Below are 23,262 nucleotides of genomic sequence, written 5' to 3'. Positions count from 1 at the left end.
TACGTCATTAGGCCGCTTTGCGCGCGCCCAGCCTTCCCAGCAGCTCCTGCGCCGCGCGAATGCGCTCGCTCGCCCCAGGCAGCTCCAGGTTGATCTTCAGCTTGTCCTGCCCATCCAGCTTGTATACGCGCGGCTGGCTCTGCACCAGGCGGATAATCGCCATCGGATCGACTTCGGGCTTGTCGCGGAAGCTGATGCGTCCACCGTTCGCGCCGAAGTCCAGTTTGCGGATGCCCAGCGGTGTGGCCATCAGTTTCAGGCCGGCCACGGCAAACAGGTGCTTGACCGGATCCGGTAGCAAGCCGAAGCGGTCGATCATTTCCACCTGCAGCTCACGCAGCGACTCTTCATCGCGTGCGCTGGCGATGCGCTTGTACAGTGTCAGGCGCGCGTGCACGTCTGGCAGGTAGTCGTCGGGAATCAGCGCGGGCAGGTGCAATTCCACTTCCGTTTCATGCTCGCTGCTCAAGTCGAAATCGGGCACCTTGCCCGATTTCAGCGCGCGCACGGCGCGCTCCAGCAACTCCGTATACAGGCCGAAGCCGATTTCCTGGATCTGGCCCGACTGTTCGTCGCCCAGCAGCTCGCCCGCACCACGGATTTCCAGGTCGTGCGTGGCGAGGGTAAAGCCGGCGCCAAGTTCTTCCAGCGAGGCTAGTGCTTCCAGGCGCTTTTCCGCATCGGCGGTGATGGAGCGGCGGTCCGGCACGATCAGGTAAGCATAGGCGCGATGATGCGAGCGCCCCACGCGGCCTCGCAGCTGATGCAACTGCGCAAGGCCGAACCGGTCCGCCCGATCGATGATGATGGTGTTGGCGGTGGGGATATCGATGCCGGTTTCGATGATGGTGGTGCACACCAGCACATTGAAGCGCTGGCGATGGAAGTCCGCCATCACCTGTTCCAGTTCGCGCTCCGGCATCTGGCCATGCGCAATGCCGATGCGCGCATCGGGAACCAGTTCCTGCACCTCGCGCGCGGTTCGTTCGATGCTGTCCACTTCGTTGTGCAGGAAATACACCTGGCCACCGCGCTGCAGTTCGCGCTGGAAGGCCTCGCGAATCAGAGCCGGTTCCCAGGTGGATACAAAGGTGCGCACGGCCATGCGGTGCGCGGGTGGCGTGGTGATCAGCGAGAGATCACGCAATCCGCTCATGGCCATGTTCAGCGTGCGCGGAATCGGTGTGGCGGTCATGGTGAGCAGGTCCACCTCCGCGCGCAGCTTTTTCAGCTGCTCTTTCTGGCGTACGCCAAAACGCTGTTCCTCGTCGACGATCACCAGGCCGAGCTGTTTGAACTTCACGTCCGACTGCAGCAGCTTGTGCGTGCCGATGATGACGTCGATCTGGCCTTCGGCCAGGCGCTTGAGCGCTTCGTTCACTTCCTTGGTGGAGCGGAAGCGTGACAGCACATCCACCTTCACCGGCCAATCCGCAAAACGATCGGCGAAGTTGCGGTAATGCTGCTGCGCCAGCAGGGTGGTGGGCACCAGCAGCGCTACCTGCCTGCCGGCGGTGGCGGCAGCGAACGCGGCACGCAGCGCCACCTCGGTTTTGCCGAAGCCCACGTCGCCACAGATTACGCGATCCATCGCGCGAGGCCGGGCGAGGTCGCCAAGCACGGCGTCGATTGCACTGAGCTGGTCGGGGGTTTCCTCGAACGGAAAGCTGCTGCCGAACTCCTCCGCCATCTGGCGATCGATCGGTAGCGATTCGCCGCCGCGTGCTTCGCGTTGGGCGTAGATGGCCAGTAGCTCGGCGGCCACGTCGCGCACTTTCTCCGCCGCTTTCTTGCGCGCTCGTTCCCAGGCGTCACCGCCCAGCGAATGCAGCGGCGCCAGCTCCGGTGCGGTGCCGGAATAGCGGCTGACCAGGCCCAGCTGTGCCACCGGCACATAGAGCTTGTCGCCCTTGGCATATTCGATGACCAGGAACTCACCCGTCATGCCGCCCAGTTCCATCGATACCAGGCCCTGGTAGCGGCCCACGCCGTGGTCGACGTGTACGATCGGCGCCCCGATGGAGAGCTCGGTCAGGTCGCGGATGATCGTTTCCGGATCGCGTGCCGCGCCACGTCGACGCTTGCGTTCGGTGCGCACGCGCTCGCCGAACAGTTCGCGTTCGGTAAGCACGGTGATTGCCGGCTGCTTCAGCGCAAAACCCTGTTCCAGCGGCGCAATGGTGATGGCGAGCTTGCTTGCATCGGTAAGGAACGTGGCCCAGCCGTCGACATGCGGCGGGCGCAGGCCGGCCGTGGCCAGCTGTTCGAGCAAGGCTTCGCGACGGCCGGCTGAGTCAGCCGCGATCAGCGTGCGCCCCGGATAGGCTTCGATGAAGTGCCGCAGCGAGGTCCCCGGTTCCTCGCCTTTGCGATTGAGCGGCACTTCCGGCGCCGGCTGAGTACCGGCATCGACTGCATGCTCATGGCCGCTATCGACCACTTCCACGCGCAGGCGCTTGTTGAGCTGCTCGCGCAGCTGTTCGGGCGAGAGATACAGCTCGGCCGGCGGCAGCACCGGACGTTCGATGTCGTGCGCGCGCTGGTCGTAGCGTTCGGCGGTTTGCGTGTGAAACTGTTCGGATGCTTCGTGCGTGCCTTCGCCGAGCACGAACAGCGCATTGTCGGCAAGATAATCGAACAGCGTGGCGGTGCTTTCGAAAAACAGCGGCAGGTAATACTCGATGCCGCCGGGAGTGACGCCTTCCTTCATGTCCTGATACAGCGGACAGCGGCGTACGTCGATGGGGAAGCGTTCGCGCAAACGGTTGCGGAAGGCCTTGGCGGCATCATCGGTGACGGGAAATTCGCGCGCTGGCAGCAATTCGACTTTTTCCACTTGCTGCTGCGAGCGCTGGGTTTCCGGATCGAAGCTGCGGATCGATTCCACTTCGTCGTCGAACAGCTCGATGCGATACGGCTCGCCTGCACCCATCGGGTAGATGTCGATCAGCGCGCCACGCACGGCGAAGTCCCCCGGCTCGGCCACCTGCGGCACGTGCCGGTAGCCGCAGGCTTCCAGCCGGCGCTGTTCGTTGGCCAGATCCAGCTTTTGCCCCTTGTGCAGCACCAAGCCGGAGCCGGTGACATGCGCACGTGGCGCGATCCGCTGCATCAGCGTTGCCGCCGGCACCACCAGCACGCCGCGCTTGACGCTGGGCAGCTGATACAGGGTGGCAATGCGCTGGGAGACGATGTCCGGATGCGGACTGAATACGTCGTAGGGCAGGGTTTCCCAATCGGGGAAATGCAGCACCGGCAAGCTGCTGGCAAAAATGCGCAGCTCGTCTTCCAAGGCATGGGCACGCTGGGTGTCGCGCGTTACCGCCACCACCAGGCCGTCGTGCGAGCGGGCAGTTTCGGCCACCAGCAGGGCGCGCGCGGAGCCGTGCGGAGGCGTCCAGAAACGGCGCTGCTTGGGGGTGGTGGGAAGGGGCGGGTGACTGATCGGAGTCGGCATGGGGATCTTGCGTGGGCGGGCGCGGGCGGGATGCCGGAGCCCATCGAGCGCGCAAGTTTAACGCGATGAGTCGTTTGGACCCATCCACGGGACTTCGGGTAGCGGATATTTATGCGTGAGCGGCGCTTCCTCAGCCTGCCTACGCGGCAAGCAACCCGCTCAAAGCTTGAGGCGAATCTGCGCAGTGCTGCCTTCGCCCGGCACCATGGTGGCGACGAAGCCCAGCTCCTTGCATAGCTGCAGCATCGGGCGGTTTTCCATCAGTACATAGCCCCAGATTTCGTCCAGGCCACGGCGGCGGGATTCGTCCACCAGTCGTTGCATCAGCAGCGCTCCAAGGCCGATGCGTGTCCATTCGCGTTCCACCAGCACCGAGAACTCGGCGCTATTGCTGGCGACGTCGATAAAGATACGACCCACACCTCGCAGTTCCGCCGGCTTCACCGTTTCGTCGATCAGCGCGTAGGCCGCTTCCAGTTCCGGATCGATGCGGCACAGCCGCTGCGCCATCGATGCAGGTAGTTCGGACATGGCGTGCATGAAGCGGCGGCGCACATCCTGGGGCGGCAGGCGCTTGAAGCAGCGTTGCACGGCGGCAACGTCGCCAGGCTCGATGCCGCGCAGGACCAATTCGCGTCCGTCGGCGGTATGCACCACTTCGCCCTGGAGTGCGCCTGGGCGTGGCGAGGGTGTGGGAGCGAACCGTTCGCGGGTGCTCGGCGGCAGCTGGGCGTGGCGGGGGTAGGTGCTGTAGTCGCGGGCTGTGTTCATGGCCATGGCCCATACTATAGCGTATTGTTTGCGCCGCAACATGAATGACCACTTGCGTTTTGTGGCTATTTATCGTTGTCAATGCGATGTTGATACGGTCCCTCGCGATGAAAATGATGCATCGCGACAAGTTGCCGCAGTCAGTCCGTCACATCCGGCTCGAAGAAGCTCCAGCGTACTTCCGCGAACCGGGCCTTCATCTCCCTCTCCACGGTGTTGATCGCCTCGATCAGGCTCAGGTCGTCGGGTGTGCGCTGCATCCGCGCTTTCACCGCCACCATTACATCCGGCCCCATCTGCAGCGTGATCAGGTTGAGCACCTCGGCGACCTCCGGGCGGTTGCGCAGAAACGCCAGCAACTCCTCGCGTCTTCGCGGTTCCACACCCTGGCCAATCAACAGGGCTTTCACCTCATTGGCCAGCGCCGTGGCCACCACCACCAGCAGCAGGCCGATGGCGACGGTGCCCAGGGCATCGAACAACCGATTGCCGGTCAGCATGGTGGCGCCTATGGCCAGGGCGGCCAGGCATAAGCCGAGCAGGGCGGCTAGATCCTCGCCGAAGATCACCAGCAGCTCGCTGGAACGTGTTTCGCGAAACCAGCGCCACAGGCTTTGCTCCCCGCGCGCGCGATTCACCTCATGCAGGCAGCCGCGCATGGAAATGCTTTCCATCAGGATGCCGAACAGCAGCACGCCCAGCGCCAGCCACGGCCAACGCAAGGGCTCAGGATGCGCAAGCTTGTGCACGCCTTCGTAGATCGAGAACAGACCGCCCACCGCGAACAGCAGCAGGGCCACCACGAACGACCAGAAGTACAGCGCGCGTCCCCAGCCCAATGGGTATTCGTCGGAGGGCGGCTTGCGCGCCTGCCGCATGCCGAGCAACAGCAGTAATTGGTTGCCGCAATCGGCCAGCGAGTGGATCGACTCGGCCATCATCGCGCCGGAACCGGTGATCACGGCCGCGGCCAGTTTGGACAAGAAGATCGCGAAATTGGCACCCAAGGCCAGCAGGATGGCCTTGAGCGAATTGGCGTGATCGCTCATGCGATCAATGGATTCCTACGCCTACGCCCACCCCGAAGCTGATGTTCGGATGCCCTTGGCGCAGTTCGTCCGACGTCCACAGGTGCGATTGCGCCACAGTCACCAGCGGATAGGTGTAGGGGGCCTGGTCGACCGAGCCTGCGCGCGTGCCGTTGAGCTGTCCGGTAACCGTCACCAGGCGGCCGTTCGGATAGTTGAAGGATTCCAGGTAGCCGGGAAAGACCGCGATGAAACGCCCCGCACCTTGCGCATTCGGCTTTGGCCGCTGCGAGGAATCCAGCGGGTAACCCAGCACCTCCATCTCGGTGTGGTCCGGGAAGTTGCGCACGGCAACGACGCTGCCACCCCAGATCACCGAACCGTTGCCGTACTGTTGCGGGTCATGCGCTACCTGGGCGGGCAGCGCAGCGATCGCACCAGGCGCGGTCTTGTAGATGGGCGCAGGTGCACATGCCACCAACAACAGCAGCGCTAGCGGCGCCAACGGGCGGAAAACAGTGCGGAAGTTCATCGCGATGTCCTTGCAGCACGAGGCGGATTGGAGCTTAGCGGGGACGCCTCGATGGCGATAGCGGTCTAACGTGAGGCACTTGTGACGCCGGTGTTTCCGTTTCCTGCACCAGCCAGTCCAAACGCCAGCTTGCCGCGCGCTCCTGCGATAGCAAACGTGCCATCGCCTGCAAGGGCTCCCGCAGTACCTGATCGAGATTCCACGGCGCATTGAGGATGGCCATGCCCGATCCGTTCAAACGCAGCGACGAATCGTCCGGGTGCACCAGCAGTTCCGCCTGCAAGGCACGACGTACACCACAACGCTGCAGCCAGCGCAGGAACGGCTGCACCTGGCTGCGCAGCTTGATCGGATACCAGATCGCATAGACACCGGTGGGCCAGCGCTGCAGCGCTGTTTTCAACGCCGCTTCGATCAGGCGGAATTCGTCGTCCTGCGCTTCGTAGGGCGGGTCGATCAAGACCAGGCCACGCTTTTCCTTTGGCGGCAGCAATGCCTTCAGCGCTTCGTAGCCGTCACGCTGATGTACGTGCACGCGGTGATCGTGGTGGAACAATTCGCGCAGGCGTGCCGCTTCTTCCGGATGCAGTTCGCAAAGTTGCGCGCTGTCGGTGGCACGCATCGCAAGCGAAGCTTGCAGCGGCGAACCGGGATAGAGCTTCAGGCCATGCTCGTTGCCGGGTAGCGCAATGATGGTGTCGAGCCAATTGCGCAGCAGCGGGGGGAGGCTGCCCTGTCCGTTCCGCTGCAGGTCGGGGAACAGCAGGCGCGCAATCCCCTCGCGGTATTCACCGGTCTTGCCGGCTTCCTCGCTGTCGAGTGCGTAGCAACCGCTTCCGGCGTGCGTGTCGATCAGCGCGAACGGCGTGTCCTTCGCCTTGAATGCTTCGATCAGCGCAAACAGGACGCTGTGCTTGAGGACGTCGGCGAAGTTGCCTGCGTGGTAGGCGTGTCGGTAGTTCATGGCGGTCGGCAGGTGCATAGGGGTAGGGGCGAGCCCCCGTATCGCCGCCTATGCTACCGCGTGACCTTGGCGTTCGCCCGGCATCAAGTCCAGGGCGTATCGTCAAGCCATGGTCTCAATAGGCCACGGCGATGCGCTTCTTCAAGCTGTCCTTGCGGTCAAGCTGGTCGAGCAGCGCGACGGCGTAATCGGCAATGGTAATACGGCTGACGCCCCGCTCATCCACCAGCAGCTGGTCGCCGCCAACGCGATACTTGCCGGTGCGCTCACCGTCTTCGATCAGTGCGGCCGGGCTGATGAAGGTCCAGTCGACATCGGCCTTGCTGGCGCGGAATACGTCCAGCGCGCGTCCCTGGGCCTGTGCTTCGGGCTTCCACGCGGCGGGGAAGTGCGGATCATCGATCACCTTCACGCCCGCGGCGGTTTCCAGGCTGCCCGCGCCGCCGACCCATAGCAGGCGCTTGAGGTCGCTGCCATTGAGCGCTTCAAGCAAGGTCTGCGCAGCATGGGGGAGGGTGTCGCTATTGCCGTTGCGGCGTGCGGACAGACTGGCGACCACCGCATCGGCGTGCTTGGCATAGGCCAGCCAGACGGCCGGCTGTTCGACCGTGCCCACTACTACATGCAGCTTGTCGTGCCGCTGCTTGAGACGGCTGGCATCGCGCACCACGGCGGTAACGTCGTGCCCTCGGGCAAGTGCCTCGTCGAGAATCGAGTGGCCGACATGGCCGGTGGCACCGAACAGAACCAGTTTCATGGGATATCTCCGTGTGGATAGCGATGGTGCGAAAGCATGCCCTTTTCGCAACGGGTCGATAAGCGGTCGAATGAGAAATTGACTGTCAAGCATGGATTGACAATGATCCGGCCATGGGAAATGACGTCAATCTCAACCGGCTGGCTGTTTTCGTGGCGCTGGTGCGCGCCGGCTCGTTCACCGCCGCGGCCGCCCAGCTGGGCATGACCAAGGCCATGGTCAGCCAGCATCTATTGCGCCTGGAGCGTGAACTGGGTGTCACGCTGATCGTGCGCAGCACGCGACGCATGGCTTTGACCGAAGCGGGAGCGGCCTTTCACACCGATTGCGTGTCATTGCTTGCGCAGGCCCAGGCCGCTCTCGAACGGGTAGGCGGCCAGCGCAGCAAACCAAGCGGGACCTTGCGTCTTACCACCTCGACCGACTACGGCATGGCGGTGATAGCTCCGGCGCTCGCCGAGTTTCGCCGCCTGCATCCCTCGTTGCAGGTCGATCTGGTCATCAACGACCAGATCAATGACCTGATTGCCGAGCGTTTCGACCTGGCGGTTCGCATTGGCTGGCTGCGCGACTCCAGCTTGCGTGCGACCAGGCTCGGAGGTTTCCGCCAGTGGGTAATGGCTGCGCCCGCCTATCTCGCCGAGCACGGCATGCCGCGCCGGCCGGAGGATCTGGCGATGCATGGCTGGATTGCGCTGTCAGCCATGGCTACACCCTTGCGTTGGACGTTCACGCACGGCAATGGCAGCCGCCGCATCGTGCGCATGCGCCAGATAATGCAGGCGAACAACGCCGCGGCGATTCGTGCGTTGGTGCTTGCGGGGGGCGGTGTATCGGTATTGCCGGATTATCTGGTGCAAGAGGATATCCAGGCGGGGCGCCTGCAGGTGCTGCTTGCGCAATACCGATTGCAGGAAGGCGGCATTCACGCGGTGTATCCCGATCCGCAGCCACCGGCGAAAGTACGGGCGTTCATCGATTTCATGCGGGAGCGGCTGGCGAAGCGGTAGCTTCGTGCGCGCACGATTCAATCGAGCTGGTGATTCTCTGTCGTTCCCAGCAACTCCGCCTGCACCGGTACCTGCTCCTTCCTGTGCAGCAGCGGATGGGCAAACACCACAGCAAGAATCACTACCACGCCAGCGTAGAACCAGCCATCCAGCTGCCGTTGCTCGCCCAGCAGCAACATCGCCAGCACGATGGCATAGACGGGCTCCAGATTGGTGATCATCTGCATGGCGAACGCGCTGACGTGGCGCAATGCGACCAGAACCAGCGAAAACGGCAGCAGGGTGCAGCCAAACGACAGGATCAGCAGCAGAATCGCGTCATGCAGATCAGGCAACTGGAAAGCTGGCGTCGTGTGTGGCAGCAGTAGTGTCAGCAAAGTCAGGAACAGCGCGCCCGTGCCCAGTTCGATGCAGGTCACCGTCAACGGATCGCCGTGTTCGACCATGCGCTTGTTGAGTGAACTGAACAGCGCCACGAACAGTGCGGACAGCACGCCTACCGCGATGCCGACGCGCATCTGCCCCGGTACGCCGCCAGCCACCATCGCTACACCGGGCACCACCGCAACGGCAATCAACAGCTCGCGCGCATCGAAGCGCCGTTTCGCCACCCAGGGTTCGATAAAGGCAAGAAAGGCAGGTCCCAGCGCTATGCAGGTCGCACCCACGGAAGCATTGGCGAGCTTGATCGCCGCATAGAACGTTAGCCAATGCAGCGCTACCAGCACACCGATGCCTGCGTAAGCCAGGCGCAGCTTCATCGGCATGGCACGCAAGCCGCGCCAGACGCGGGGCATCAGCAGCAAGCTGCCACCCACCAGCAGCATGCGCCAGCACACCAGCGCCATTGCAGGCAACGTGATCAGCTTGCCGAGAATGGCCGTAAAGCCCCACAGCAAGACGCAGAAATGGATTTGCAGGCGGGCCTGGGTGACGGGCTGCATGGATGACCGGGAGTATTAGGAGACGGGCTATTGTAGGCTGGGATGACAATCCCAGCTTTGCCATGCTCGCATATATGGCGATGCTGGGATTGCCTTCCCGGCCTACGCCGGCCGCTATTTCTTGGTTCCGCTCGGCAGCGAGCCGTTGTGCAATTGCGTCAGCACCTGTTGACACTGATTTGGCTGCTCTCCCCGGCTGGGCACGATCACCGCCAGCAAAGCGGCGGCGGGAGCCGCCAGTACGGCCAGTGCAACGGCACCACCACCGCGCAGAATTAGCGGGCCAGGCTTCACCCCGACGTCCGGGTCCTTGAAAGTGCCCTTTACGTAAAGCGGCGAGCGTAGTGAGAACAAGCGCATGCCCTTGGTGTGCGGCACCACGTCCAGATTCAGGCGCTCATCGCTGAAGCCGATGGTTCCGTTCACGTTGATCGTGGCATCGCTGGTATCCAGCACGAACAGGCGGCTGGTGAATACGCCTTGCTGGCCGGTCATGTCCACGGCGGCACAGTTGATCTGCACTGTCTTATCGCCAAACAGCTTCTCGATCACCACATTGGCGACGTTCAAGCCGGCCGCTTCCAGCAGGGTCTTGCTGACCGCGCCGTTGTTCATCAACAGCTTCACTTCGCCATCCGAATCGCCCAGCAGACCCGATACCGAGCTGCCACGGCCGGCCAGGTTCACCGCGCCATTGATTTCGCCGAAGCTGGTCTGCATGGTCTGCACGGTCGGGAACAACTGCTTCAATTGCAAATGGCGGGCGTGCATGTCCAGGCTTGTACGCATCGGTTGGCTAGTGGCATCCATGCTGAGCTTGCCCTCGATGCTGCCACCGGCCACGCTTGCACGCAGCGGATCGAATCTCAGCGCGCCGTTGTCGAGATAGATGTGTGTGCTCAGGGCATTGATGGGCAACGAGCCGGGTCGTTCGATGTGCGCTGCGTCGAAAGTAACGTCAGCATCCATGGTGAGCAGGCGGTTCGTATGGAACTGCTGGACAGGGAGCGCCTTGTTCTGCGGTTGCTGTGCGGTGCCTTCGTGCGTTTGCTTGGTTTCCTTGGTCTGCGCGCCTACCGCCGGCCCCAGATCGACGAAACGCAGCAACTGAGAGTGCACATCGCCGGTCAGCTTGAGGCGTGGTCCGTTGGTGGTTACCTCGACGTTGCCGCCCAGATCGCTCTCGCCCACGCGGCCGCGGAAATCGCGATAGCTGAAATGGCTGCCCTGTGCATGCAGTTCTGCCGACAGATGGCCTTCCGTGGCAAATGGCGGAGTATCCGGCAAGGTGATGCCAAGAATCGGATACAGCTTTGCCATGCTGGTGCCGGCGAACCATACGCGCATATTCAATGCGCCCAGGTGCATGGGGTCGGTCAGCGTGCCGACCAATGCGATCTTGCTGGCGTCGATATGCACGCGTGCCTGTACGGGAAATGGCTCGTCGGCGCGCTGTAGGGCCAGCACCGCACCGGTCTTGCCGCTGCCGTCCACCGGTTCGCCCCGGTAAGTGCCGCTGGCGGTCCAGGCAAATTGGTAGGCCGTACGCTTGGCGTTGGAGGAGCTGTCCGGGCCGGTCTTGGTTTCGTCCACCACGCGGCCCACATCGTGCCCCACGTCGGCGCGCGCGTCGCTGCTGGCTTGCGCCACGATCTGGTCGTAAGGAATCGCCTGCTGCAGGGGGGTGATGGTGACATGCAGGTCAAGGCGAGTCTTGGCATCGTCCACCGCGATATCGCCCCTGTCGAGGCCGATTGTGCCTAGTGTGAGCTTCCAACTGGAAGGCGGTTGGTTGCGCTGCAAGGCTAGCTGCCAGTTGGCTTCACCTTGACTGTTGCGCTCGAGGTCTGTGTGCAGGCCGGAGAGTCGCAGCGTGGGCACGTAGATATGGTGCAGCAGCAGGGGCAACGGCGAGATCCGGAACGTCAGCGCGTCCAGTTGCACAAGCTGCGCTTGCTTGGCCCAGGTTGGATTGTCGATGCGGATGTCGCGGGCGGTGAAAGTCGGCCACGGCATCAGGGAGCGCAAGCCCGGTTCGCTGGGTTCGCGCCGCCAAGCCGCGGTCAGGTCGCCACGAATCACGAAGGGGCGTCCGATGGCCGCACTGACCTTGTCGTCGATCGTGGGCTTGAGCCGGTTCCAGTTAAACAGCGCGACGAGCAGCACCAGTGCGATCACCAGTACGACCAGTATGCCCACGATCCAGGTCAGTATTTTCAGACTGAGCCGCATCACTCCCAAGCCTCTGCCGGTTACCGCGCAGGATACGTTTGGCGCACGTCTCAAATAGAACGAAGCAGGCGAAAATCGCGTGTACTCGGCGTAAACCTGCTTAGGACGGATTCATCTATAGTGCACGTAATCCCTTCAATGGCCGGCGGTTGCCGACGAAGCGGTGCGCACCGGCACGTCGATATTGCAAAGTCCTATCTTGCCGGCCGGCAACGTGTAGAAGGAGTCGCGACGATTGCGCTTGGCTTCGATCAGGGCGGCGAAGGTGCCGCTGTCGGTGCGCAATACTTCCAGTTTTTCACGCTGCGCGGGCGGCAGGTCGGCCGCCAGCTTCACCGACAGGATCGGCACGCGTTGCGAGGCTTGGGTGTAGAAACCTAACGGCCCGGTGCCGCGCGGCAACCCAGAAAGGTACTGCATGCCCTCGATGACACGGCCGGCGATCGCCAGATTCCGATCGATCTGGCGCGGTGCCTCGCCGATTGCTACATACAGGGAGCTGCCGTTGCCGCTATCCGGGTCGGCATCGCGCGCTACGCCGACCATTCCATAGCAGTGCACCAACCATTCGCGTCCGCTGGCCGGATCGCGTGCCGCGGGAAATCCTTCGCTGAAACCCACCTGCGGAGCGTAGACGTCGCCATCGGGCAATGGCGTCCATGCTTGCTTCGGGTCGATGCTGCGGGTGTACTCCGGCGGCAGCGTGTGCTTGGCGCTGCCCAACGGCTTGATCTTGGATTTATCGCCGTTGTCATCGTCATTAGGGTCGCCCCATTGCGTGACGAAGTTGTCCTGCACGCGGATGATCGCCAGCCCGTCGAAATACTTCTCGTGTACCAGCGTGCGGATATTGGCGGCATGCAGCGGCGTGAAATCAGGCGCCAGTTCGATCACCACCCGGCCCTGCGGCAACTGCATGTAGAGCAGGTTTTTGGGGTCGGGCGTGCGCCATTCTGCCGGCTTGGATTTGGCAATCAGTTCCTTCGCGGTGGGCGTGGCTTTGGGCGTATCCGCCAAGGCGGGTAACGCGAGCAGGCCCATTGCGATAAGCAGACCGGCTTGAAGACGGCGCAGGCGCATTTGATTTCCCCATGGTGTTGGCGGCCTGACGGTAGCAGAGGCGGCCGGTGATGCGTAGTCCCGTTCGCACTACGCGAGGATGGTTCGCATACGGGAGAATGGCAGTCTTGCCGGGCCGGGCCGGGGTGGGAGCCTCGAACCACGAAGTGGCGACACGTGTCCTTAAGGAGAATGTGCTTGAAACCGAGTTTTCAGCAACATCGCCTGAGGCTGGGATTTACATCCCAGCCTACGCGAGTCCTGAAAGGAGAAGAGGAGGATGGATCAGAACAACTCCGTACTAAGCGTGATGTACCACTGTCGCGGCGCTCCCACGTAATACGTAGGCGACGACACTCCCGCCGACAGCGTCGGACTGGACGGCAACATCAAATAGCGGCGGTTGAGCAGGTTGAGCGCGTTGATCGCGATCGTCGGCTTATGCAGCACGCTGAAGTCCGGCAGCTCGTAACTGGCGCTGCCGTTCAAGGTGAAGTTCGAAGACACCCGTTCGGTATTCAGGAAGTCACCGTATTCGCTGCCGGTGAATTTGCCATTGAGATTCAGTGTCAGGCCGTTCGCCGAATAGCGTGCCCCAAGGTAAGCCATGTTGCGTGGAGTGCCGGGGAACTGCTTGCCCTTGGTTGCGTAGAACGTGGCCGCGGTATCCGCCGTGGCCGGCAGATTGAGATCCTGCTCGACCTTTGCTTGCGTATAGGTGTAGGAGCTGTACAGCGTGAAGCCGTGTCCCAGGTCCAGATTGCCTTCCGCATTCAGGCCCGCCATGCGCACGCGACCGGCATTGATGTAGTAGTTGATGAAGGTGTTCGGGTCCAGGCCGACGGCCGTGCGGTTGCCCATATTGGCCAGATACGCATCGGTGTGTAGCGTGAGCGGCCCGTGCGTGAAGCGCCAACCGATTTCGTTCGACCACGCGCTTTCAGGCAAGGGTGCGGGCAAGCCGAGCCGCGAATTGCCATAGGTGGCGGCATCCGGCGGAGCGCGGAAGGTGCGGGTGAGGCTGTAGTAGAGCTGATTGTTGTCATCCAGCTTCCAAGATGCGCCGAGCGCGGGCAGGAAGCGGTGATAGCGATTGTCGGAGTTTTGGGAAGACGTCCAATCCGCCGGATCGGGGTTGCCGGGAAACAGCACGAACTGGTTGTTGCGGTCGGTATGCAGATAGGCCACGCCGGCATTGAAAGTCCAGGCTTCGGTGGGCGTCCAGGTGTCCTCCACGAAAACCTTCTTCACCGTGGTGAGGTCGTATTCGGAATAGTTTTTCCAGATCTGCCCATTGGAGTACGCGAGCAGTTTCTTGTCGCCCCAGACCGAGTCGGGTATGCCGGTCTGCGGATCGACGTACGAGGCGTCGATATATTCAAGCTGGCGCGAGCGCTCGTACCAGATGCCCCAGTCGAGCGTGTCGTCCAGTCCCAGTTCCAGCGTGAACTTCGCATTGATGCCCGGACGATAGGTGATCGGCCGGTAGGCTTCCAGGGTCGCGTACTGCCCGTCCGCAAATTGGTTGGCCTGGACTACCGGGCGACCATTCGCGCTGGCTTGCAGCGGCAGGAATCCCCCAAAGCTGCCGTTGCCGTCGCCGAACTGGAAGTAGGGGATGACGGAGAGCGACAGATTGCTGCCGAACTTGAACTCGCCGTCCAGGCTGGTCACCCACGACTTGAACGGATTCTGGAACAGGCGGAAGTAATTGACTTGCGTAAGCGTTGCCGGATCGCTGTAGAGCGAACTGGCAGGAAACCCTCCGGCAGGCGTGGGCGTCCAGGTGGTGCCGTAGTCGTAGGAGTAGCCGTGTTGCGCCGCCTGCGCCTTGGTCAGCGGCATGTAGAAGTAATTGTGTTCGCGGTTGAGGTTGAAATTGGCGGTAATGCTGTCGTTGTCGTTGATCGTCCACACCGATTTGGCCTGGATGCGATCGATGTCGTTGTAGCCACCGCCGCGCCACTTGTCGTCGGAATTGCGCGAGATCGAGAACCAGCTGCGCACTGGGCCGGTCGCTCCGGTATTGACGCGCAGGAACGTACTCAAGGCGTTGTTGCTGCCCACTGTCTGGCCCACGTAAACATTGAAATTTTCCGTCGGCCGGCGGGTGATGAAACTGATGTGGCCGCCGACCGCACCCAGGTCCGGCATGTCCAGATCGGCCGAGCCTTGCGACACGTTGATCGATTCATAGTTGCGCGCCTCACCATATTCCGAGGCATAAGGAACGTAGTTGCCCGCATCGTTGACTGGAACGCCGTCCAGGGTGACGCCGATTTCGCTCGCATTGAAGCCGCGGATGGTATAGCTGCTGGCATCGGTAAGGCCGAACCCGTCGCTGGAAGCGGAATTCACGCCAGGCGCGCTGTTGATCATTTGCGTGTAATCGGCAGTGATCGGCACTTCGGCGATCGCTTGCGCGGTGATCGTCGACACCTGCTTGGGTTGATCCTGGACGGCCATCAAGCCGCCGGCCAATGTCTGCGCATTGACGCTGATCGAGGACAGCGTGGTGCTCTTGTGGGTCTTGTCATGCGCGTCGCTACTGGTGGTATCGGGCGCCTGCGCGTTGTTGCCGGCGTGCGCGATGCTGCAGGTGCCCAGTATCAGGGCCGCGGACATGGCAAGCCAAAGCGGCTTGTGACGACGAACTGCGGATGTATGCATGCGAAGGTTTTCCCCGGAACGATTGTGCCCACAAACAGCGCGCGCCCGGTCTTTACCCGTGCGTGCTTGGCCTGTCATGACAAGTGAAAACAACTAAAAACCACCGCAGAAGCCGATCTATGCGCCGGCTCCCTCCCGATGCTGCGATGTAACAATTTGTTTATCGTAATGACGCGGGCTTGTCTAGCTCGTATGGGCTGTGCAACGCGCGATCTTTCGAGATCTGCAAGGAAAGTCATTGATTTTTTAGCGTTAGCTATTTTGGAAAGTCTTTCCCTCTGGTGGCGTTATGCCATCCATGGGAGATGGCTTACGGTGTGTCAGCGCAACAATTTGCGAATGGCTCGTTTGAAACGCTTGCCGCGGCGAGCCAACGGGGCGGGTTGCTAAGGCGCGTAGCCCTCGTCAATACTCGCGGCAAGACGTATGCGTCTGGACGTCCAAACGATTTGTAGGAGAGTGCATGAGGATCCATCGTTCGCTGCTTGTCGCCGTGCTTGCATGCCAGCTCGCTGCCTGCGCCTCCGGGCCGGCGCCTTCGGTTTCCTCCACCTTGCAGGGGGATGCGGCGCATCCGGCCCAAACGCAGGCCTGGGTGGATACCAGGCTCTATTTTGGCCTGGGTCCGGCGGACCACCCAGAGCAAGGCATCAGTGAGGCGCAATGGCGTGCCTTCCTCGATAAGGAGGTCAGCTCACGCTTTCCCGATGGTCTGAGTGTGATCGATGTCTATGGCCAGTGGCAGGGCAAGCAGGAAACCTCGCCTGAGCGCCTGCATTCGAAAATGCTGGTGATCTACTATCCGGATACGAGCGAGAACCGTAGCAAGATCGAAGCGATTCGCGTGGCATGGAAACAACGCACGGGAGATCAGTCGGTGTTGCGTGTGACGCAGCCGGCGGATGTGTCGTTTTGAACGGTCGCTGCAACTTATTCTTCGATCATCTTTCTATCTAAGCGAACGTCATCCCGGCGCAGGCCGGGACGACGCTGCGGCCATTTCTACCCTTTTCGTCAATCGAGCGACCCAGTGACTTCATCCACCGGCAGATTGCCTCATTTCGTCCGCGCCGACTTCAATGGCTTCCTGGGTTTGCTGGTCGACAACTTGTCGGTGATGGCGTTTCTTGCCACCGCCTTGATTGGCATCTTCGGCTTTCCCGCCGAGCTGGTTTACACGCGCATGTTCCCGGGCACCACGCTGGGCATCCTGCTGGGCAATCTCGCCTACACGGCGATGGCGCGCCGCGTAGCCAAGCGCACTGGCAACCGGAAAACCACGGCCATGCCGCTGGGCGTGGATACTCCCACCACCATCGGCATGGCGCTGCTGGTGCTTGGTCCGGCGTTTCTCAGCTACAAGCAGTCGGGCATGGACGAGCACGCGGCGGCCATCGCCACCTGGCAACTGGGCACGGCATCGCTGGTGGTGATGGGTCTGCTCAAGACCGTGCTTTCGTTTTTTGGGGCGATGGTACAGCGGCATGTGCCGCGTGCGGGCTTGCTTGGCTCCATTGCCGGCATTGCGCTGGTGTTGATGGGGTTCCTGCCGTTGGTGGAGATCATGAAGATGCCGGTGGTCGGTTTTGCCGGTCTCGGCGTGGTGCTGTACGCCTTGGTGGCGCGTGGGCGCATGCCATGGAATATGCCGGGGGTGTTCGTCGCTTTTCTCGTCGGCTTGCTGCTGTATGAAGGGCTGGGACCGCTGGGCTGGTTGGGGCACGGCTATCATCCGATCGGCGCCTGGCAGTGGCGTTTCGCCTTGCCATGGCCGACCTTGCAGTGGGTGCAGGGCTTGCCGCTGACGATTCCCTATCTGTCGCTGATCCTGCCGTTCGGATTGCTGATGGTGGTAGGCGGCATCAACGTCACCGAGAGCGCCCGCGCCGCTGGCGACGACTACAACACGCGCGACATCCTGCTGGTGGAAGCGCTGGCTACGCTGGTCGCCGGCTTCTGCGGTGGCGTGGCGCAAACTACGCCGTATATCGGCCAGCCGGCTTTCCGCGCGATGGGGGCGCGCACCGGCTATACCTTGATCACCGGTATCGTGGTTGGCCTGGGCGGCATCTTCGGTTACCTCTCCAACCTGGTAGAAGTGTTGCCGCTGGCGGTGCTTGCGCCGATCCTGGTGTTTGTCGCCATCAGCATCACCACGCAGGCCTTCGAAGCTACCCCGCTACGCCACGCCGCAGCCGTGGTATTCAGCTTCTTCCCCGCCATTGCGCGCATGGTTGCAATCAAGCTGGGCGATCCAAGTTATGTGGCGCCTGATCACTTTGCAGCGCTGTATAACGATACCTCGCAGGGCATTTCGGAATTGGCGGTGATCAATGTGCTTGGCAATGGCTTCATCATCACCTCGATGATCTGGGCCAGCTTCGTGGTTGCCATGATCGAAGGCAAAACGCGGCAGTCGGCGTGGATCGCCTTGCTGGGTGGCGCGCTGACCTTGTTCGGCGTCATTCACTCGGTGGTGCCGGCAGGTAACCTGTATTTGCCGTGGATGCTGGCGCCGGGATTGCGCTCGATCGCCTTCCAGTTCGCCGGCGCGTACTTGGCGGTGGCTGCTGTGCTATGGCTGTTTTCATTCGGGCGTGGCGGACAAGGCGAGGCTCATGCGTAGGCTGGGATGACAATCCCAGCATCGGCATGCCGTGTGGGAAGCTGGGATCATCATCCCAGCCTAAGCACTGGGTGGTACCCGGAACGCATTCGGCGTTGTAGCATGCCCATGCGTCACGCCCAGGGGGGCTCAATGATCGATCTGGAAATACAGGCGCTCTCGTTTGCACGAGAGGGTCTGCTTGTCGATGTCGGACGATCCGTCATAGCTTGCGGCTTCGCGCTCGTGCGACAACGCCTGGCGGATGACCGCCATGGTGTCTTGCTTACCATGGTCGTGCGCGGCCCCGCAGGCAAACGGCGTGCGTTGGAAGCGGCCTTGGACAAGCATGAGCGCATCATCAGCCACGAAATCTCTCCTTTCGTGGAGGGGCCGCCGAAGCCACATTTCGCAGCGTCGCGTGCGACCGCCTCCAACTATGTCCCGCCACCGCCAGCTGAACCGCCGAGGCGAGTGGAGGCCGTTCCTTCGTCCAAGGCTCCGACAACGGAAGCTTTCGCAAAACCACAGCCTTTGCCGAAGCCCGAGCCGATTCCTGAGCAGGAACCCGAGTTTGTCTTCCTGCGTACACCCACTCCGGCTGCTTCACCTGCACCTATGCCGGTAGAGCCTTTCAAGGAACTGGTCTTGCTGGATGCCGACCAGGCGGCGGTGGAAATATGGCTGCCGAAGCTGACTGGCGATTACCCGCGGATATTTCCGTGGGTGAAACAGTTGGAGCAAGCGGTGGAAGAGGGCGCGCGCGAATCATCGTTGGCGCTGGCCGGCCAACGCGTCGGCGCCTGGCTGCTCGGGCGCCATCACACGCCGGCCGCGGAATTGGGTTTGGACGAAGCCATGCAACGCATCGGCGTTCCAGCGCTCCGCGAGTTGGCGGAAGTGGACTATTCCGGCGGGCAATTGCATATCCGCAACAGCCCCTTGTGCACGGAAGAGGGGCGTTCGAGCTGCCAGTTCTTCTGCGGCTACCTGGAGGGTTTGATCGGACCGGTAGTGGCTTCACTCGGCCTGTCGATTTTCCCGGTTTGCTGTTGTAGCTGCGGTGCGAACGAGTGCGTGCTGACACTGATGGATTGAAGCCAACCAAACGGCCACTCCCCTGCCAAGAGGGGAGTGGCGATTCAAGCGGCCAGCTTAAAAGTCAACGTCAACGCTGCCGGTAATCGTCCGTGGTGGCGCAATGACACCACGCACGAAGTTGTTGCCGAAGTAATCCGTATCGGTAAACGCTGTATTCAAATACTCGCGATCGAGCAGGTTGTCGACATTCACGCCGATGCGCACTTGCTTGCCGAAGCCCGAATCGCGCAAGCGAATCGTGTCGCTAACACCCAGGTTGACCACGGTATACGGCTTGATGGTCGATGCAGTCGGTGTGCCGGCAAAGAGCTGGTCGATGTACTGTTTGTCGACGAAACGCGCATCCAGATTGAAGCGCCAGCCTTCGTACTTCCACACGAAGCCGGCGCTGATCAGATTCTGCGGCACACCAGCTAGCGGTTGGCCGGCTCTGACCTGCCCGGCGTAGTCGGAGCTGAAGCTGGAAGTGAATTTGGCCTGGTTGTGCGCGTAGTTGAAGTAGGCGCTGAGATCGCCCACGCCGACCGAGCCGAAGTTGTTCTGCAATTGCAGTTCCGCACCCTGGTAGCGGGAGCTGCCGCCGTTGGTGAAGGTGCTGAGCTGGGTGACTGGGTCGGTGACGGTGATGAAAGTATTGCGGAAATCTTCGCGATAGCCATTCACCATCGCGGTGAAGCCGTCGACCTGGTAGCGCGCGCCGATCTCGTAATCCTGCACGTATTCCGGTTTGGTATGCGGCGGGGCGATGGTGTTGTTGCCATTGGCGTCGGTTTGGAATGCACCGTAGTAAGCCGATATGTCGGGTAGCTTGAAGTTCTTGCCGTAAGAGGCGTAAACGTTCAGGCCGTCCATAAGCTGGTAGTTGATGCCGAAGGTGGGCGATACGAAGTGTTCGGTATCGTGCACCTCACCGGCGAGCGGATAGTAAATGCCTACGGAGTCGCGGTCTGTCGTACTGGCATAGATATATTTCACCCCAGGCGTGAGGTGCAAGGTGTTGTTGAACAGATCGATGGTGTCCTGCACGAAGAATGAGGTGAGCGTACGGCGATCGTGTTCGTCCCAGGTGTCGTTGTAACCGAGGATCTTTGGTACAGGGGCGGAGCCGTACCAGTACTCTCGCGAGTAAAGCTCGCCGTACGTGGCATTGGCGCCAACGACTATTTCGTTCTGCGGTAGCTTGAGCGTTAGGGTCGGGGTATCGCCGACGCCCTTCGTAGTGTAGCCATAGAAGTGGTAGTCGGTGCCGTTTTGCACCGAGCCGAACACCGAGGAAGGATCGTAGGTAGGCCCATTAGGGTTGCCAAGCCAGAACGCGAACGAACTCGGGTTGTCTTCCAGGTTGTACGGCTGGGTTGCGCTCTGCTGGAACGCCGGATTCGAGAACGAGGTGCGCAAATAGTCATTGCGGCCGAAGAACAGTTTGTTCTGGAACAGGATGTCATCGCTGAACTTCGACTTGAGGTCGATGATGTCCATCCAGTTGGTGTCCTTGATAGGCGAGTTCGTCCAGCTCAAGGGCCATTGATAATTGCGGCCATATTGCTGCTGCAGCGGCGCCGGCATGTTGAACGGCGAGAAGCCCTTGTTGTTGTTGAACAACAGGTAGTTCGCCAGCTGGTTGTTCTCATTGATGTCGTACGTCAGGCCCCAATAGAAATTGTTGTTATGGTCGCCGGTGTTGTCGATCCAGCCGCGGCTGGCCGAATGCTCGAATGAAAATACCTGCTTCACACCGTTCCAGTCGCCAGTGTTGAAGCTGCCATGATAATCCCAGCTCTTGAAACTGCCGTAACTGGCGCCAATCGTTCCGCCCATCGTGTCGTCCGGCTGCCGTGGCAGGAAATTGATGGTGCCTCCCAGCGAGTTATAGGAGTTGACCGCCGGATTATTGATGCCGCGAAAGATTTCCACGGACTGCAGGTTGCCGGGGATCAGCAAGACGTTGTTGCGGTTCTCCGCCTGGTTGGTCACACCGCCGTTGAACAGATCGTTGAGCGCCACGCCATCGAAAGTCTCCGAGAACTGGCTGGAATTGAAGGCGCGCAGATAAATGGTCGTCTCGACGCCGTTCGGGCCATTGGCATATGCGAAGACCGAAGGCTGCTGGCTGAGCATGGTCTGCACGGTTACGGTAGGGCCGGGCGACAGATTGCGCAGCGTGTCCTCGTCGATCAGGCCTTGGCTGTAAGCCGCCGTAAGCGGAACGGTCTGCACTGTGGCGCTGACGGAGACCTGCTTGAGTTGCCTGACGTCGGTTTGGGACGGGGACGTTGCCGATTGCGAATTGCTTTGGACCAATGCAGAGTCCTGCGTCTGCGTAGTAGTGCCATGATCATCGGCGTGTACGGGGGCAATCAAACCGCCGCCCAGCAGGCTAGCGGCGATCCATGCGGCCAGGATGTTACGGCCATGCTTGCGTGTGCTCATTAAAAAACCTCAAGGGCGCTGTGATGATCAGGTGCGGACCGGGTCGTCATGCATGCGGCCTGGATGGCCCGTCTTGTTGCAATACGATGACGCGCGGGCGTTGACCTTTCGTCACGCCCGGCTCTGGTCGCGTCCTTGTCTATATAGAGTGGCAACGCTACCGGCACTAGCTCGCTTTGATTGCAATTCTTAGTAGAGGCTTAGCGCAAGCCACAAAAAAGCCATGACTTGCTGGGAAGTCATGGCTGTGTCAGGTCAGCGCAAGCTAATCGCGCGCGAAACTATTTCAGGAATGTTGCTGCGTTGCCTGTGTGCAGGCGTTGGAGAAATCGTTGAGCACCTTCCTCACGCCGGTTACTTCGAAGGCGAAGCCGTAGCGGATGCCGGTGCGATCGCGTACCCATGCGCCCATGGCTTGCGCAGAGGCCAGCTGCGGCAGTTGGTTCAGCGGATAGATGCGATGAAGCACCACGGATTGATCCACTGCCGTAGCGCCGGCCTGTTGTGGCAGGTTTTCTTGCTGATTGAGTTCAAAGTAGGAGCGCAACTCGCGCGCTACGATCTGTCTTGCGCGCACGGCACCGATGGTGTCGCGGGTAGTGACTTCCGCACCGCCTGGTTTGCACAGGAAGCTGATCTCATGCTCGCCGTTGCGGTCGGCCAGCTTGAGTTCGAGTGACGGCGTGCCTTGCCCGTACTTGTAGGTTGCAATCAGGTTCTGCCGGCCATTGTTGGCAAGACCCTTGGCGAGCATCTGATCGCCATTCGGCCACAGGGTCGGATCCACCGAAGACCCGCCCGTAGGTGTAGATCCGGCGGACGCGGCGGTGAGCATGCCCAGATCGATATCCATGTCCTTGAGGTACGCGGTGACTGGTGCCGGTGTCTGTTGCGCGGGATAAGTCGGAAAGCCGATGCGGTCGCTGCCGCTGACTGCCCAGCGATACAAGCCGCCTAGATAAGCGTAGGCGCAAGCACCTTCACAGCGTGCGGACCTGTTTATGTAAAGGCTTTGCTTGGGCGGCCGCGGCGTGCCCAGGTGCGTCACCATCGAACCCTGCCGGAACAGGCGGCCTAGCGCGAGACCCGCATCGATGCTGCCGCCGGGTGAATTCAGGTAGATGTCCGAGCCGGGTCGGATGCGGCCCGACTTCATCAAGGCTTCGAATCGCTGCGGCGCGTCGGCGTCGATGGGCCCGTAGAGATAGATCTGCGGGAATCGGGCCATGCTCAGCGTCATGCGATCATCGTTTACCTGGATGTTGAGCTGCGACGAGTTTGGCTGGCGTGCCGCATTTTTTTGCGCTGCCGCTGGATGGATCAGGGCCAGGCAGGTTGTCGACACCAGGAGGCTTGCCAGTTTGTGCTGAAGAGGGCGTCGAAAGGTGTTGCGGTACGGCACGAGCAGTTCCCTGTTTTGAGACAAATACATGGGCATTTGAAACCATGCAGTCTCACTGCTTCCCTCTGTCCCCGAGGTGAACGGCGGCAAACTGAACATGCGCTCGGCGCATCCGAGGCAGACGAGCGCCTGCCACGCTGCGCGTCTAGTTGTTCGTAGGCTGGGATGGCAATCCCAGCATCGGGATGTCGTGTTGGTAGCTGGAATTAGCATCCCAGCCTACGCTTCCCCCCTGCGGGCACCTGATTAGCGTCGAGTCTCAGCTGGTGATTTAGACAGGGGAGATCCTGGCGGCGTTCT

The 23,262-nt window shown here is 61.4% G+C and carries 17 protein-coding genes; 4 read left to right on the top strand and 13 right to left on the bottom strand.

Annotated elements, in window-relative coordinates:
* Positions 1-7: 7 nt before the first annotated feature.
* From mfd to QQJ96_RS18255, 6 genes are all read right to left on the bottom strand, one after another.
* Entirely contained in the window at positions 8-3,457 is a 3,450-nt protein-coding gene (gene mfd, locus QQJ96_RS18280; protein ID WP_284333466.1) for a transcription-repair coupling factor, read from the bottom strand.
* Positions 3,458-3,616: 159 nt separating this feature from the next.
* Positions 3,617-4,228 carry a GNAT family N-acetyltransferase gene (locus QQJ96_RS18275; protein WP_284333465.1) on the bottom strand — a complete coding sequence of 204 codons (612 nt, stop codon included), beginning with the start codon at positions 4,226-4,228 and terminating at the stop codon, positions 3,617-3,619.
* 140 nt (positions 4,229-4,368) lie between these two features.
* Entirely contained in the window at positions 4,369-5,277 is a 909-nt protein-coding gene (locus QQJ96_RS18270) for a cation diffusion facilitator family transporter (RefSeq protein WP_284333464.1), read from the bottom strand.
* Between the two features lie 4 nt (positions 5,278-5,281).
* Positions 5,282-5,788, bottom strand: a complete 507-nt coding sequence (locus QQJ96_RS18265) for a Slp family lipoprotein (RefSeq protein ID WP_284333463.1) — start codon at positions 5,786-5,788, stop codon at positions 5,282-5,284.
* Between the two features lie 34 nt (positions 5,789-5,822).
* Positions 5,823-6,752, bottom strand: coding sequence for a 23S rRNA (adenine(2030)-N(6))-methyltransferase RlmJ (locus QQJ96_RS18260; protein WP_284333462.1), 930 nt, complete (start codon positions 6,750-6,752; stop codon positions 5,823-5,825).
* A gap of 115 nt (positions 6,753-6,867) precedes the next feature.
* Complete coding sequence (locus QQJ96_RS18255; RefSeq protein WP_284333461.1) at positions 6,868-7,509, bottom strand: NAD(P)-dependent oxidoreductase; 642 nt, start codon at positions 7,507-7,509, stop codon at positions 6,868-6,870.
* Between the two features lie 113 nt (positions 7,510-7,622).
* Here QQJ96_RS18255 and QQJ96_RS18250 point away from each other — a divergent pair, with 113 nt between their 5' ends.
* On the top strand, positions 7,623-8,519 hold the full coding sequence (locus QQJ96_RS18250) for a LysR family transcriptional regulator (protein ID WP_284333460.1): 897 nt from the start codon (positions 7,623-7,625) through the stop codon (positions 8,517-8,519).
* Positions 8,520-8,536: 17 nt separating this feature from the next.
* Here the strand turns inward: QQJ96_RS18250 and QQJ96_RS18245 are convergent, their stop codons facing one another.
* The 4 genes from QQJ96_RS18245 to QQJ96_RS18230 form a co-directional block, all read right to left on the bottom strand.
* Entirely contained in the window at positions 8,537-9,463 is a 927-nt protein-coding gene (locus QQJ96_RS18245) for a DMT family transporter (RefSeq protein WP_284333459.1), read from the bottom strand.
* A gap of 114 nt (positions 9,464-9,577) precedes the next feature.
* Positions 9,578-11,695, bottom strand: a complete 2,118-nt coding sequence (locus QQJ96_RS18240) for an AsmA family protein (protein WP_284333458.1) — start codon at positions 11,693-11,695, stop codon at positions 9,578-9,580.
* A gap of 135 nt (positions 11,696-11,830) precedes the next feature.
* Positions 11,831-12,775: a peptidylprolyl isomerase gene (locus QQJ96_RS18235; RefSeq protein ID WP_284333457.1), complete on the bottom strand. Its 945-nt coding sequence runs from the start codon at positions 12,773-12,775 to the stop codon at positions 11,831-11,833.
* Between the two features lie 264 nt (positions 12,776-13,039).
* Entirely contained in the window at positions 13,040-15,424 is a 2,385-nt protein-coding gene (locus QQJ96_RS18230; protein WP_284333456.1) for a TonB-dependent receptor family protein, read from the bottom strand.
* A 463-nt stretch (positions 15,425-15,887) separates the two neighbouring features.
* Here QQJ96_RS18230 and QQJ96_RS18225 point away from each other — a divergent pair, with 463 nt between their 5' ends.
* Both QQJ96_RS18225 and QQJ96_RS18220 read left to right on the top strand, forming a co-directional pair.
* Positions 15,888-16,340, top strand: coding sequence for a DUF3574 domain-containing protein (locus QQJ96_RS18225; protein WP_284333455.1), 453 nt, complete (start codon positions 15,888-15,890; stop codon positions 16,338-16,340).
* 114 nt (positions 16,341-16,454) lie between these two features.
* Entirely contained in the window at positions 16,455-18,050 is a 1,596-nt protein-coding gene (locus QQJ96_RS18220) for a hypothetical protein (protein ID WP_284333454.1), read from the top strand.
* Positions 18,051-18,179: 129 nt separating this feature from the next.
* Here the strand turns inward: QQJ96_RS18220 and QQJ96_RS18215 are convergent, their stop codons facing one another.
* Positions 18,180-18,380 carry a hypothetical protein gene (locus QQJ96_RS18215; protein ID WP_284333453.1) on the bottom strand — a complete coding sequence of 67 codons (201 nt, stop codon included), beginning with the start codon at positions 18,378-18,380 and terminating at the stop codon, positions 18,180-18,182.
* 267 nt (positions 18,381-18,647) lie between these two features.
* On the opposite strand from QQJ96_RS18215, the gene QQJ96_RS18210 reads away from it, so the two are divergent.
* On the top strand, positions 18,648-19,127 hold the full coding sequence (locus tag QQJ96_RS18210) for a hypothetical protein (RefSeq protein WP_284333452.1): 480 nt from the start codon (positions 18,648-18,650) through the stop codon (positions 19,125-19,127).
* A 57-nt stretch (positions 19,128-19,184) separates the two neighbouring features.
* Here the strand turns inward: QQJ96_RS18210 and QQJ96_RS18205 are convergent, their stop codons facing one another.
* Positions 19,185-21,560: a TonB-dependent receptor gene (locus QQJ96_RS18205; protein WP_284333451.1), complete on the bottom strand. Its 2,376-nt coding sequence runs from the start codon at positions 21,558-21,560 to the stop codon at positions 19,185-19,187.
* Positions 21,561-21,846: 286 nt separating this feature from the next.
* Positions 21,847-22,800: a hypothetical protein gene (locus tag QQJ96_RS18200; RefSeq protein WP_284333450.1), complete on the bottom strand. Its 954-nt coding sequence runs from the start codon at positions 22,798-22,800 to the stop codon at positions 21,847-21,849.
* Positions 22,801-23,262 lie beyond the last annotated feature (462 nt).

Origin of the sequence: Dyella flagellata, assembly GCF_030160275.1 — a bacterium.
GTDB lineage: Bacteria > Pseudomonadota > Gammaproteobacteria > Xanthomonadales > Rhodanobacteraceae > Dyella_B > Dyella_B flagellata.
Note: the sequence above shows the minus strand (reverse complement) of the source record. Positions and strands in the feature narration are given on the sequence as shown.